General features: G+C 45.5%; 16 protein-coding genes and 1 pseudogene. 3 read left to right on the top strand and 14 right to left on the bottom strand.

All coding sequences use genetic code 11. The features are described 5' to 3' along the window. Positions 1-127: 127 nt before the first annotated feature. Entirely contained in the window at positions 128-445 is a 318-nt protein-coding gene (locus ST37_RS06960) for a HigA family addiction module antitoxin (RefSeq protein WP_084884926.1), read from the bottom strand. 10 nt (positions 446-455) lie between these two features. After that, positions 456-731, bottom strand: a complete 276-nt coding sequence (locus ST37_RS06955; protein WP_084885238.1) for a type II toxin-antitoxin system RelE/ParE family toxin — start codon at positions 729-731, stop codon at positions 456-458. A 173-nt stretch (positions 732-904) separates the two neighbouring features. Here ST37_RS06955 and ST37_RS19780 point away from each other — a divergent pair. Next, positions 905-1,033, top strand: a pseudogene (locus tag ST37_RS19780) (IS110 family transposase); the annotation flags it as partial. A gap of 582 nt (positions 1,034-1,615) precedes the next feature. Here ST37_RS19780 and ST37_RS06950 read toward each other — a convergent pair. From ST37_RS06950 to ST37_RS06940, 3 genes are all read right to left on the bottom strand, one after another. Beyond that, positions 1,616-2,140 (bottom strand): shikimate kinase, encoded by a 525-nt coding sequence (locus ST37_RS06950; RefSeq protein ID WP_084884925.1) that lies wholly within the window; start codon positions 2,138-2,140, stop codon positions 1,616-1,618. A gap of 60 nt (positions 2,141-2,200) precedes the next feature. After that, positions 2,201-2,587: a hypothetical protein gene (locus ST37_RS06945; RefSeq protein WP_084884923.1), complete on the bottom strand. Its 387-nt coding sequence runs from the start codon at positions 2,585-2,587 to the stop codon at positions 2,201-2,203. Positions 2,588-2,678: 91 nt separating this feature from the next. Beyond that, positions 2,679-3,266 (bottom strand): SEC-C metal-binding domain-containing protein, encoded by a 588-nt coding sequence (locus ST37_RS06940; protein WP_084884921.1) that lies wholly within the window; start codon positions 3,264-3,266, stop codon positions 2,679-2,681. A 448-nt stretch (positions 3,267-3,714) separates the two neighbouring features. Between ST37_RS06940 and ST37_RS06935 the strand changes: the two genes are divergently transcribed. Further along, complete coding sequence (locus ST37_RS06935) at positions 3,715-3,927, top strand: hypothetical protein (protein WP_084884919.1); 213 nt, start codon at positions 3,715-3,717, stop codon at positions 3,925-3,927. Positions 3,928-4,055: 128 nt separating this feature from the next. After that, positions 4,056-5,513 carry a molybdate ABC transporter ATP-binding protein ModF gene (gene modF, locus ST37_RS06930; RefSeq protein ID WP_084884918.1) on the top strand — a complete coding sequence of 486 codons (1,458 nt, stop codon included), beginning with the start codon at positions 4,056-4,058 and terminating at the stop codon, positions 5,511-5,513. On the opposite strand, the gene ST37_RS06925 is transcribed toward modF, so the two are convergent. The 9 genes from ST37_RS06925 to ST37_RS06885 all read right to left on the bottom strand — a co-directional run bounded on the left by ST37_RS06925 (position 5,510) and on the right by ST37_RS06885 (position 13,327). Then, on the bottom strand, positions 5,510-6,175 hold the full coding sequence (locus ST37_RS06925; protein ID WP_084884916.1) for a glutathione S-transferase: 666 nt from the start codon (positions 6,173-6,175) through the stop codon (positions 5,510-5,512). The genes modF and ST37_RS06925 overlap by 4 nt on opposite strands. A gap of 136 nt (positions 6,176-6,311) precedes the next feature. After that, entirely contained in the window at positions 6,312-7,484 is a 1,173-nt protein-coding gene (locus ST37_RS06920; RefSeq protein ID WP_084884914.1) for a MalY/PatB family protein, read from the bottom strand. Positions 7,485-7,816: 332 nt separating this feature from the next. Continuing rightward, positions 7,817-8,107 (bottom strand): antibiotic biosynthesis monooxygenase, encoded by a 291-nt coding sequence (locus ST37_RS06915; protein ID WP_084884912.1) that lies wholly within the window; start codon positions 8,105-8,107, stop codon positions 7,817-7,819. A 213-nt stretch (positions 8,108-8,320) separates the two neighbouring features. Beyond that, entirely contained in the window at positions 8,321-9,184 is an 864-nt protein-coding gene (locus ST37_RS06910) for a heme ABC transporter ATP-binding protein (protein WP_084884911.1), read from the bottom strand. Beyond that, a complete protein-coding gene (locus tag ST37_RS06905) occupies positions 9,184-10,227 on the bottom strand; it encodes an iron ABC transporter permease (protein WP_084884909.1) in 1,044 nt (347 codons plus the stop codon). The genes ST37_RS06910 and ST37_RS06905 overlap by 1 nt, the downstream gene beginning before the upstream one ends. Positions 10,228-10,269: 42 nt before the next feature. Then, a complete protein-coding gene (locus ST37_RS06900; protein ID WP_084884908.1) occupies positions 10,270-11,133 on the bottom strand; it encodes an ABC transporter substrate-binding protein in 864 nt (287 codons plus the stop codon). After that, on the bottom strand, positions 11,133-11,549 hold the full coding sequence (locus ST37_RS06895) for a biopolymer transporter ExbD (protein WP_084884906.1): 417 nt from the start codon (positions 11,547-11,549) through the stop codon (positions 11,133-11,135). The genes ST37_RS06900 and ST37_RS06895 overlap by 1 nt, the downstream gene beginning before the upstream one ends. Further along, positions 11,546-12,355 (bottom strand): MotA/TolQ/ExbB proton channel family protein, encoded by an 810-nt coding sequence (locus ST37_RS06890; protein ID WP_084884904.1) that lies wholly within the window; start codon positions 12,353-12,355, stop codon positions 11,546-11,548. Before ST37_RS06890 ends, ST37_RS06895 begins: the two co-directional genes overlap by 4 nt. A gap of 15 nt (positions 12,356-12,370) precedes the next feature. Then, positions 12,371-13,327, bottom strand: a complete 957-nt coding sequence (locus tag ST37_RS06885; RefSeq protein WP_084884902.1) for an energy transducer TonB — start codon at positions 13,325-13,327, stop codon at positions 12,371-12,373. Positions 13,328-13,349 lie beyond the last annotated feature (22 nt).

Raw genomic sequence — 13,349 nt, 5'->3', positions numbered from 1 at the left:
CCCCCGCTCGCTTTGAGAAAAGTATCAAGGCGTGAGCACCTGAGCCTACAATCGCACAGCTTACTTATATAGAGACAACGGGGTCCAACACTCGGGATTTAACGCTGGCTGGCGCAGCGCTTATTTGTTATGTACGTGTGCTTTGTTCCAGCGAAACAAACAACGGCTTTACAAACTTTGCTTCTTCTTGATAACGATTTCTCGTATCCCAAAGCTCAACTGCATGTTGAATGTTAAGCCAAAATTCTGGTGTATTACCTAATGCCGCGGCTAACTTGATTGCTACCGGGGCTGTTAACACTCCGCCATTAATCAAATTACTCACCGTATTTCTGTGTACGCCCATCGCTTCAGCGAGCGCTTTTGATGTGATGCCCATTGGTTCAAGAAATTCAATTTTTAACATTTCCCCAACGCTAACTGGACGACGTTTTGTCTTACGCATAGTCGTTACCTCAATACTTATGTGGGTCTAAGTAAGTATTTAGTGCAACACCATCAACCCACTGAAAAATCAAACGATACTGTTTGTTCACTCGAATTGAACACCAACCTTCAAGATGTTCAAAACGATTACCCGGTGGAATTCTTAAGTCTGATTCAGCTTGAGCTGCATCTAAGATTTCCAGCTTCCGAAATAGAGCGTTCTCTATGCTACTTGGAATTAACCGATGTCGTTTATCATCCTCATAAAACTGCTCTAACCACTTATCTTTAAATTCTAATGCCATTGCAACTTGCACTGTCTTATTGTGCATCGATAAACAAAGACTAACGCATAATGACACTGTGCACAAGTTTGATTGGTAGGAAGGATTTCAGAAAAGTACATAACGAATGACATGGATTCCCCCTCCCGAGGATCGGCCACATTTATGTGGTACTTAACTACACCGGAGGCACTATGTCTGCTCATTCCTATTTCTGCGGTATTGACCTAGCAAATATGCCACTCATGCGTATAGGTGTTGAAGCGTGTGGTGGTGCACATTATTGGGCAAGGACACTCAATAAACCGGGTCATGATACCCGTACCAACAGACCTCATCATGTCGCACCATAGTCAGCAAATAGTTCTGCAAGAGATGATCATCACTATTAGTGAACGCCTGCAACGCCTACCCTTCAACTCTTGCTACTTGTCTTGCAGCACACATTACCAAAAGGCTTACAACGTGTCCGAGACTGCTGCTTCTTAAGAGGGCAAGCACGACATATCCTGAGCCGTATTCAATGGTTACTGGTTGGCGATAGCCTTCAAAAACTCTTATTCACACTGGCAAAAAAGAGCAAAGCAGTACGTGTCTGTCCATGCTGTCAGCATGAGATAGGGTGCGTTGGGATCACGCGACCGAGATAGCCGAAAGGCTGAGATAATAAGGATAATGATGATAACTTAAGAAAGGAGAAGCAATACCAAAAAGCCAAGCAAATAAACGCTAACCTGCTGATAAGATGTCACTTTAGGTCTTATCACGACAGCGTTCGCCTTGAGAAAAGAATCAAGGCGTGACCACCTGAGCCGACAATCGCACAATTTACTTATAGAGAGACAACGGGCTTGTTCAACACTCGGGATTTAACGCTGGCTGGCGCAGCGCTTAATCCTTATTAGTTAGTTTTGGGACTCAAATAGGTTCACTATCTCTGAAGAGATCTCTTCAGTAGGGCGTCCACTTGTATCTATTTTTTTAAATTGGCTATAGTAAGGAGCACTTTGTTTTTCTAACCATTCCATAAGTTCAAGCTTGTTTTCGGCTTTGGCGAACCTAGGTCTATAGGTTTCACCACTTGATGCAATTAATCGATTAACAATTTCAGATAAATCTGCCTGAAGACAATAAATCTTGCCGTTTTCACGCATCAGGTCTATATTTCTTTGATTTAACATGAATCGCCCACCAGTAGATATAACTAGATTGCGCTCTTTGCTTAGATCTAACGCTACTTTCTCTTCGGTAAGTCTAAACAAATCGTCACCATCAGGCTGATTTAGAATATCCGCAGCTGAGCCAAATTTTGTTACTAAATATTCGTCCGTATCAACGAAGTCTCTGTTTAGTTTCTTAGCGACCAATTTACCTAGAGTCGTTTTCCCAGACCCCATTAGCCCAGTAATAACTAGATTTTTTTGCTCCAAAGTGCTCTCCTAACTTGAATAGAAACCTTGCGCTTGCCCAAGTCCAATTGATGGCACTTGTTAGGCAATTTTATTTTTCCTATTTGATAATATGTGAGTGGAAAATAATAAAATTAAAATAGTGTCAAAAGTTATTGCAGTGAATAATTGAGAACCAAAACCATGCGTAATAACTAGAACTATAAAAATAATTTTACTTAATGCAGCAACTGAAAGCACAAAATCACGAACTTCTTTTTTGAATGCACCATATATAAGCATGCCACCGACTAATGCGATAAGAGCCCCCCAATTACGAACGACAACTTCTGCTACTGGACCATCAAGGCTAGAGCCGAACATTGAGTTCAATGCTAATTGTGGCGTTACGGCTGCAAAAACCATTGTGAATGTTAAAACACCTGAAATAAGCATAATCCATTTAATGTTATTGTTGATTATATTCATAACTGTCCTTATTTATTTGCCTAACGCCCGCAACACTGGGCAATTGGTAGCGCAGCGGAAAATTGATCCGCGTGATTGCGCTTGTTAACTTTTATGCCGACAAATAACAGCATCTTTTATATTTAACACCACTTCCGCATGCGCACGGATCGTTTCTTTTGTGCTTATTAGGCGCGGTTGGTTTAGTTGGAGATAGTTTTTGAATTGATTGCTCGATAGAGCGCTCGATAATTTGTTCTATCTCTCTTTCCGGCACAGAATCGTCTTTGAAAGTACCGTAGGCTGCAATCATTAACCCAATAGCTGTTAGTATAATTCCGATGAAACCGTACAATTCTGACCTTGTTTGCGGCAATACAGAGGCGAAATTCTTTAACTCAGGAACTGTTTCGTGTATGTTTTCCTGGACTTGTTCTTTCGAAAGGTTTCTCTTTTGCGCTTCAGTCAATACAGACGATAATTTCTGTAATTGCTGAACTGTCTTAATAGTTCCTTGCAGCAACCTTATTGCGTTGCCAGTGATATCGTAAACGCCATCAGGTACATGGCCCATGCCTCCGCAGTTTGGACAAGGGCCTACACGATTTCCGCTTAGAGTTACATTCCTACAATTTTCAAATACGAAACCAGAACCAAAAACAGCTCCACAGTTATCGCAAAATGCTGGCATCTCTGGCATGGAACCTCCTTGAAAGTTAACAGCTTTTAGTGCGCGCGCTCACTTTTACACAAGCACCATTGACCAATAATCTATCATAACCACATGAAAATTAATGCCAATTACAGCTTGATGTTCGATATCCTTCACATAAAAATGAGCGTTCCCACTAACTCACTTTAACCACACCGGATTTTCCTAGGGGCACTGTGCAATCCATTGATTAAATTAGATATTTTATAATATTTGTAACAAAAACAGAAATCGTAGACGAGCAAAACGAGAACTCTTTCATTTCACTCAACAATAACTAGAGGGTACTGGTTCATAACGTCGGCGACTCTGGTTGCACTATAGTGTCGATAGGGCGACTACTGCCAACACCCTATCTGCACCATTTCGAAACCGCTTTACTTTAAATTAGCTTTAGCTAATATATGTAGTCACATAACTAATCAAAGAGAACCTTATGGCGTGGATAGATAACTTAAGTTGGCCGCTGCTTTTGCTTGCGGGGGGATATTTGGTATTTGCTCCTTTCTTTCCCGAGCCTCATATTGTTGAAAAGCTGCGCATGTTAACGCAAGGGACCTTGGTTAAGCCTATCGATATTTTCGATCTGCTTATGCACGCTTCTCCTATCGTATTGATTGCTCTTAAGGCCTATCGCCAGTTCACTTAATTTGACTGCTTTGACAGGTGCGCTTACACGCCTGTTCACACTTTTAATCGCATTGGTCGCCAATTGGTCTGAGTTACCGTATCGTTGTTTGGTGTAATGACTGAACATGGATGAAGGTGAGACGACCAATGCAAATCGAGATGAATCAACTGACTATAGAGCGTGGCTTGCACTCGCTTTCTATTGAGCATTGGACAATCCAACCTCAGCAGTCGTGGGGAGTGTTTAGTAGTGAAGGTGATATTGGTTCGCTGCTTGGGGCTCTAATATGTGGCGAGTTTACGCTTGATACGGAGTGTTTTAATGCATCTTCCACTCGTGTTGCTCAGGTCTCTTTGCTAGAGCAGCAACGTTTGCTGGATGAAGAGCTTGCCAAAGAAGAAACCGACTTTATCGACCGCATAGACACAGGTACCAGTGTTGAACAGCTGATCTTTAGGCAGTGTGAAGACCACGAATTTACACGAACATTACTTGGCGAGCTCGATTTAGAGCATCTTGCGCAATCTGGATTTCGGGTGCTATCTACCGGCGAAACGAGGCGGGTGATGTTGGCGCGGGCGCTGGCTACCAAGCCCGAATTTATTGTATTGGATAACCCATTTGTCGGATTAGATGTGGCGCATCGACAGTCTCTGGCGCAGTATTTACACACACTCGCTCAGCGGGTGCAGATGATAGTAACGTTTAATCGCGAAGAAGATATTCCCGACTGGATCGAACATATTGCTTTGTTTAACCACGGCGAGTTGGACAGCACTATGGATCGTCAGCAATGGGACAATCACCCGGTGATCAACCAACTGAAAGCGCAGTCGCAAGCTCACAGTGAGCAGATGATGGACCTCATCCGTAGCCATCAGCACAGTAGCGAATTTCAAAATCCAATATTTGAGTTAAAAAACGGCAAAGTGGCCTATACCGATAAAACCATCTTTGATGAACTTAATTGGCGCATCGATCGTGGTCAACACTGGCAAGTTAAAGGCCCTAATGGGTGCGGTAAAAGTACTTTGTTAGGACTCATCTTTGGCGATCACCCTCAATGTTACAGCAACGATATCCACATATTTGGGAACAAGCGGGGGAGTGGGGAGACCATCTGGGAGATCAAGCAAAATATAGGCATGGTATCTTCGGCCTTACACCTACAATATCGCGTCAGCTGTAGTGCGTTGGAGGTGATCTTATCGGGCTTTTACGACTCCATCGGACTCTATCAACAACCGAGCAAAAAAGAGCAGTTAGTGGCGAGGGAATGGCTACAAATGTTGCACATGGATGGATTAGCCAACTCCTCGTTTAAGCAACTTGACTACAGCCAGCAACGGTTGTTGTTAATTGCTCGCGCATTGGTTAAGCAGCCCGCGCTTCTCATTTTGGATGAACCTTATCAGGGGTTGGATTATCTGGGCCGTCGTCTGGTCAAAAACACCCTTGAGCTGATTGCTCGTGAACACCTTAGCCAATTGCTTTATGTGTCTCATTATGAAGGTGACAGTTTGGACAGCATCAAAAATGCGCTTGAGTTTGTGTTTGATGATAGTGCGCAGTGTTATAAGGCGCAGGTCACTATGCTCAATTAACTCCCAAAATAGACATCGCGGCGCTCGGGTAACCAAAGCGGATAGTTTTTCATCACTTTCGAAAACTCGGCACTGGTTAAATAACGTTGCAACCATGCGTCCAAACTAGTGAGGGAAGAGTGTTTAAACCACTGTTTGTCTATGCGGGCAAATTTTCGGATAAACGGCATTATTGCGATGTCGGCGAGCGTTTCCTGATCTGAGAATAGGTATCTGTTGAGCCGAAGCCTTTGTTCTAGGGCCTGCAAGTAGTGTTCGCAAGCCTCTCGCCGCTCAAGCATGTTGTCTTCGTGATATCTTTTTGCGCAGCTAAATGCATTGCTTAGCGGAATGAACTGACTTTCAATTTCGGCAATGAACGCGAGCATTTTTGGCAATGCCGTCGAGTTGTTGGACATGAGTAAGTTGTCAGGATCATTGCTCGATAAAGCCCATAGCATGATCTCCAAACTTTCATCAATGACTTCGGTGCCTATTTCGGGCGCGCCATCGTGTATTACCAACACAGGGACGGTACCTTTGGCGGACGCTTGCAACAGTTCATCGGGCTTGTTGTTAAGTTTGATGGCGCGAATCAAAACCGACGTACGTGACTTGAAAATCGCATACCGAGCTCGCATTGCGTAGGGGCAGTTTTGCAGTGAATAAAGTATTGGGGTCATTTAGACTCGCTTATTTACGCTCTTTATTTTTAGTCTATCACCATTAATTGAAAAGGCGGTTTGCAGCGCCTTTTCAAGAGTGTGTCATAGTCATTGATAAAGCGCTGACTTAAAGCGTACGCAGGCTCAATAATGGCTAGGTGTATCGTGAAAATGCGTCACACATGCGAGCAAGCCCTTCTTCTAGCATCGATTGGGGGCATGCGAGATTAAGTCGTTGCCAGCCTTTGCCTGTTGCGCCAAATGCGCGTCCACCTTCTAACAAAATGTTGGCTTCTTTTATCATGATCTCATCGATTTTTTTGTCGGTAAGATCGAGACTGCGAAAATCCAGCCACGCGAAGTACGTACCTTGTGGAATACTCATTTTCACAACCGGTAGATGCTGCTCAAGGTAGGCTTTGGTGAAAGCAAGGTTATCGTCAATCACCTGCCGCAATTCATCCACCCAGTGATCGCAATGAGTGTACGCAGCTTGGACTGCAGCCATAGAAATTGGGTTAGGCAGTGTAACTCGCACAACCTTATCCCATTGTGCTTTTAGCTCATCGTTTTCAAATAGGGTATGGCTGATGTGCATGCCCGCTAGGTTGAACGTTTTGCCCGTACCATTGAGAGTGACAATGTGGCTTGAATCAACTGCCGCTTTAGCTGTTGGGATATGTTGGATACCAATGCGAGTTAAGTCTGCGTGGATTTCGTCAGAGACTAAGACCACGTCATTGCGCTGGCAAATATCGCTGATGCGAGATAGCTCGTCAGCCGTCCATACACGGCCAACAGGGTTATGAGGTGAGCACAATAGCATCATGGTGGTGGTGGGTTCGCTGGCGAGCGTTTCAAGTTGGTCGAAATTCATAAAGTATTGACCATTGTCTTCCACCAGCGGGTTATCCACCAAGGTGCGCTTGTGTTTTTTGATCAATTCGGCAAACTGATGATACACAGGCGATTGAATAATGATCCCATCACCAGGATTGCTGGCAATATTGATGAGGGTTGCCAGACCATGTAATGTTCCTGCCGCAATGCGAATATTGTCGGTGTCTACTTGCCAGTCAAAGCGACGCTCTAACCATTGTTGAGTGCGTTCAAAATAGCCAGCATTTGGCGCGGAGTAACCAAAGGTTAGACTATCGACTTCTGTCTTCATCGCATGAATGATTTCTGGAGCGACGTCAAAGTCCATATCAGCAACCCAAAATGGCAATGTTTGGTCGTTCGCGTATTTGGACCACATGCTCATGGCAGACCACTTGATGGAAAACGTCTCTTTTCGTTTTGGTGCTTGAGTAAAGTTGTAATTCATTTGGGTCCACTTCTAACATTGAGGTTGTCGATTGCAGTGCTGCAATTTTAAGTCAACAGAGCGGGTAATCCGACGGTTAGACTCATGTAAGCCAGGATGATTCACATCACCTAAGCAATTGGCTAGGCACGGTATATGTTGTTCACATTAATAGTAAATAGTTGTTTTTACAATCGCTAATCAGGACACACCCAATCAGTTTTAAATAGGAAAATGGCGATCTAGAAATGCTGTTCTAGAAATGGTGCACTAGCTTGGCGCTATCTAGATGCTGACCCTAAGCACGGATTGTTGTTTGAGAAACACTGTATTTTGAGGTGCGATTGTGCAGCTTATGAAAGGCGTACTTGAGTATAAGTATTGACGATTTTATTCAGTACCCAAGGGTTTGTCTCACGCGCAAACTCGTCAAAATGAGGGCTGCTCAAATGGAGATCGTAGCCCTCCACCGAGGTATATACTTCGTAGATAAACACTTCTCGGCTATTGCCACTAATACTTACATCAAATTGTAGAAGATGCTGTTCACTATTAAGGCTTGTCAGTGCATGAGGCTTTAACGCTTCGACAAAACTTAAAAAATGGATAGGCTCAATTTCAAACGTTACAGTAACAACAAACATGACACACTCCCTATGCTGGTGTTGGTTGCAAAACACCAGCGCAGACAAATTGCGAGCGCTGGCGTTAAGCTTTGAGCATAGCAGCTAGGCGCGCTACTGGCTCAGTTTTGAACATGAGTTTTAGCAGGGGTTATGAGCATAGTTTATGAGCATGGTTTATGAGCATGGTTTATGAGCATAGGTTTTGATACCAATATTGCGTCATTTCTGCGGTTAATAGACGACAGGGTAACCGTGCAATGGGTGCGGCATCACGTTGACGCTGTGGTGATACACACGCTCAATACTCATAGGTGTTAAGGCTTGCAAAGGAGCGCCGTTTTCTACGATCTGCCCGCCATCGAGCAGAACGATTCTGTCTGCGTATTGGGCTGCAAGATTGAGGTCGTGCAGTACCACCACCACAATGCCTCCTGCATGAGCGATTTCTTTGGCGATGGTTAAGGTGCGATGTTGATGCTGTATATCGAGTGCAGAGGTTGGCTCGTCCATCAATAGAACTTTATCTCGCCCGCTCTGCTCTAGCTGCGTGAGCACACGCGCAAAATGCACGCGCTGTTTCTCGCCACCAGATAAGGTTGGATAACTGCGATCGGCAAGGTGGTACACATCGCACTTCATCATATTTCGACACACAATGTGATTGAGTTGAACCTTTTCTGCAGACAACCCTAATCCGCCAAGCTCAACGACTTCTCTGACCGTAAAGTTAAACGTGAGTTGACTGTGTTGAGGTAACACGCCCATCTGTTTTGCTAAAGCATGGGAAGGCCACTGGTTGAGTGGCTTACCAAACAGTTTGGTGCTTCCGGAAAATGGTATTTCACTAGTAAAGGTTTTGAGCAGTGAGCTTTTTCCCGTGCCATTGGGACCAAGTAATACGGTTAATTCACCTTTATGAAGGCTCAGATTGACACGATCAAGCAGTTGTCGCCCACCTAGGTTCACACTAACATCATGTAACGAGAGCTGATCGTTGTCTTGATTACTAGGATCAAAAGAGGTTCTATCGCTGCCAAATTTCAATCGACGGCGCTTAAAGGTGTTGTGGATTGAGTTGTACAGTGCAGACACCATTAGAGTTTTCCTTTTTGGGTGATAAGCAGCCATAAAAAGAATGGCGCGCCGAGTAAGGCGGTAACGATGCCGACGGGCATATCCAGAGGAGCGACGATACTGCGTGCGAGCATATCGGCAATCAGCAATAAAATTGCGCCAAGTAAGGCTGACACAGGCAGCAGTGTACGGTGATTAGGACCGATTAACATACGTCCTAGATGGGGAACGATCAGTCCAATAAATCCAATCATGCCTGCTAGTGAAACGGTCACTCCAACCCCAAATGCGGTGAGGATGATCAGGCGGCGTTTCAGGCTTTGAACATTTATGCCCAAATGGCGCGCTTCGGACTCACCGAGCAGCAGCGCATTAAGCTTGTCGGCATCGCGTCGAAACGCTAAATAGAGCAGTGCAAGCGAACCAAATGCCAGCCACAGCGAGCTAGGCGTCGCTCCGGCAAGTGAACCCATTGTCCATAAAGACAGATCGCGCAGCGCTTGATCATCGGCAAAGTAGTTGAGAAGCCCCAGCGCCGCACCAGATATTGCACCAATGGCGACACCTGCTAGCAGCATCATAGTAACGGAAGTGCCGTTTTTACTGGTACCAAGTTTATACACAATGATGGTTGTGAGGCTGCCGCCAATAAAAGCAAACAATGGTACTGTACCCATCAACAAAAGCACTGGATACGCCGCCGCAATCGAGCCAAATAGCACTATGGCGATGGCAGCTCCGAGAGCTGCGCCCGAAGACACACCGATGATCCCAGGATCAGCTAATGGGTTTCTAAATAGCCCTTGCATCACTGCGCCGCAGAGCGCCAATATCCCGCCAACGGCAATGGCCAATAGCGTTCTTGGCAGCCTGACTTGCTGGATCACCATGGTGATGTGTGCAGGAATTTCGTCCATCGAAGTCATTGGCAAAAGGGCACGCAGACTGTCAGTAACGCTAATGTTCATTGGGCCGACACTGATCGAGGTAACCATCGCTAGATAGAGGGCGATCCCGGTAATGATCAGCAATACTGTTGGAGACACTAATCTAGAATGATTCATAACGGTCCTTTAGAGCCTGAAAGTAACAAAAATGCGACGTGTTTATGGGTGAAAACGCTGATAGAGCGACTCTGAAAGCGCGATGCTTTCTAGTCCTAACCCGCCAATAATGGCACTGCTACTAATTGGGACAATCTGGCCTTTGCTGCCCGCTGGCGTGGCAGCAAGCAAAGGAAACTCTTTTAGAATGCCTTCAACACCGCCCAAGGATTCCCATGCGCGCTCTGCCACGAGTAGGTAGTCAGGTTGCATCTCGACGATGGCTTCAGCAGAAAGCGGCTTGTAGGAGGTCATTTGATCGTGTGCTGGATTTTCAGCCCCCGCGTAATTGATGATGGTATCGATAGTCGTTTCACGGCCAGCGATAGTGGCAGGTCGACCTTTTGATAACATGGCAAACAGAACACTTGGCTTGTCGGCGATATCGCGCTGCTCAAGGGTGGCAAATTGCTGTTGTAAGATTGCCTTTAACTCTGATGCTTCGTTGTCGGTACCTGTTAGCTGGCTAATCACGTCGATGCGTTCATAAAGGTCTTCTTTGGTGTCGCCCGATGGCACAGTTACTACATTGACTTGCGCGTTATTGAGTAGAGTCAAGGTGTGCTCCGGTCCCATCTCATTTGAACCAATAAGGTGCGTTGGGTTAAGTGCGAGCAGCCCTTCAGCAGAGAGCTGTCGATGATAGCCAACCTGCGGGTAAGCACCTTCTTTATCCATATTGCGGCTAGTCACATCGATAGCAACCAACTGCTGCTCTGCGCCCAGTGCAAATAGCAGCTCGGTAATGCTTGAGCCCGCACTAATGAGTCGGTTACTGGTCGCATCATTGTAAATGTTTTCGTTCGCGTTAACGGATGCACCGAATGCAAAAGTGGTTAGGCAAAGTAGGGAGATAAATTTGTTCATTAGGACTCTTCCATAAGAATTTGAGTAGCAGGAATATTGTGTTTTTGTAGAAAGGCCAGCACTTTTAGCATTGCTTCTACATTAGCGTTTTTGTCTGCGGCGATGACGATCTCTTGATCTGGATGCTGCTTTCTATGTTCAGTTATCGCCCGCGTAAAACTCGTCCAATCGTCGTTGGGCGTACCATCGATTGACCAAGGTGTTTGGGAGTCAGCAATACCGATGGTGAGTACAGCGGTGTCAGGTTTACTGAGCACAGCGCCGTCTTGAGTTTGTGGAATATCCACATTAAGCGTGTGCACCGCTACATTTGCGGTTAGCATCAGAAATACCATCACAATGAAAATAATGTCGAGTAGGGGCGTCAAATCTGGCCGGCTCTCTTCATGCTCAAAGTTAGAATGCGAATGGATCATGCGTTGACCTCAGAAGTGCGCTGGGCTTGCGCCATAAAGCGAGTGGCCTTTGAGTCACTGTCGGCAGTGTTGTTTGCCGCAGGGCAGGTGGAATTGCCTGCAGCTTGGGACTGGTGATTTCCTAACGATTGTTTTTCGTTAGACATCGCCTCGACGTAAATACCCTCAATGTGCAAGTTACTGTGGTTTAGGGTGTACTCAATTTTAGAGAGCGTTCTGTCTACCCACATATTCAAAAACTGTGCGCCAGTGATTGCAGGTACAGCGATAATAAGGCCCGCAGCAGTCGTTGACATCGCTAACCCCAGCCCATCTGCCAACGTAGCTGGGTTAACGTTGCTGGTTAGTGATAGGCCTTTAAACATCTCCATTAGACCCATAACCGTACCTAGCAAGCCTATTAGTGGACTGATCATGCCGATGAGAGAGAGAATGCGGATCCCAGAGCGAAATTGCTGGCGCTTTTTAAACAGCCAAATTGACACCGCTTCTTCACGTAATTGTTTTGGAAAGTGACGATGATTCAGCAACATTCTCATCGATTGAAACATCAATGATCGTCCAGCAAGCTCTTGTTTTACAAAGCGTTCTACATCTTCTGTTTGGTTAAAATCCAAATGATGAATTTTAGACAATATATCGAAGGTTTGGGTACGGCTGTTGAGCAACATATAGATAATGCGCTCGACCAATATTATCGCCGTGATCAACGACATGATGGTCAGTGGCCACGTCATGACACCCAATTGAGAATGTAATTGAGACAGGATGCCTGGAAAAGAATCTAATGGTGTTGGCGTTTGCATAAATAACTACTTTGGTTAGTTTAATTTGAAATCAATTGGGATATGAACGCGATGCGCGACACTGCGACCATGTTCGTTATGTTTGGCAAATTTCCATTTTTTGATTGCAGCGAGTGCGCTTTTGTCGAGCGACGCATGGCCACTGGATTGGTGTACTGCCGTTTTAACCTGCTTACCTTGGTCGTCAATCCACACTTCGACCACAGTGCGTCCTTGCCAGCCGCGGTTACGGGCGAGACGTGGGTAGCTCACCGGTGTTGGCTTTGCTGAAAATGTGGGTTTAGCAATTAACTCTGGTTTAGCAAATAACTCTGGTTTAGCAAATAACTTAGGTTGAGCACTTTTTGCCGAACTCGTTACTGTGCTCAGAGTCTCTAGCGCCTCAACGGTTTGATCATCGGGCTCTAAGTTGGGTTCCGTTTCGGTAACCGCTGCCGTCTGGGAAGAAGGAGTAGCCTCAGTTTTCATTGGCTCTGGTTTCTTCTCAGCAACCGCTTTAACAGGCTCTTTGACGACAGTTTGCTGCGGGGATGGTGCCGGCTTTGTGTCTACTTTTTCAATTACTGGCTTGGATTTTACAGTAGGCTCTATCGGTTCTACAGGTGCTTTCTTTGGTACAGGCTTACTGACGACAGGCTCATTTTGTTTTGGCTGCGACTTAGGTAGAGGCTCGGACTTGGGTAAAGTAGGTTGATTACTTTCTACAACTTTAGGCTTATTTTCGGTTACTGGTTCACTGACGGGCGCAGCGGGCTCAATGTTTTCAGCAGCGATTGGGCTCTTTGGTTCTTCGTTTGTCGTCTCTGTGGGCGTTGTAGATGGTTTAGGTGCACTAACAAACTGAATTTGCATCGAGGACTGCCCAGCCAAGGTGTCCATGCTCAGTGTTGTTTCTGGTTTGGCATACGTTAATGCAACACCGTGAAGAGCAAGTGCTGTAAGGGTTGCAATGATGTATCGGGGATAACGCATGAGTCAGGTTGCACACAAATAA

The organism is Vibrio sp. qd031, assembly GCF_002100145.1.
Taxonomy (GTDB): domain Bacteria; phylum Pseudomonadota; class Gammaproteobacteria; order Enterobacterales; family Vibrionaceae; genus Vibrio.
This window is presented reverse-complemented; position numbering and strand designations above follow the sequence as displayed.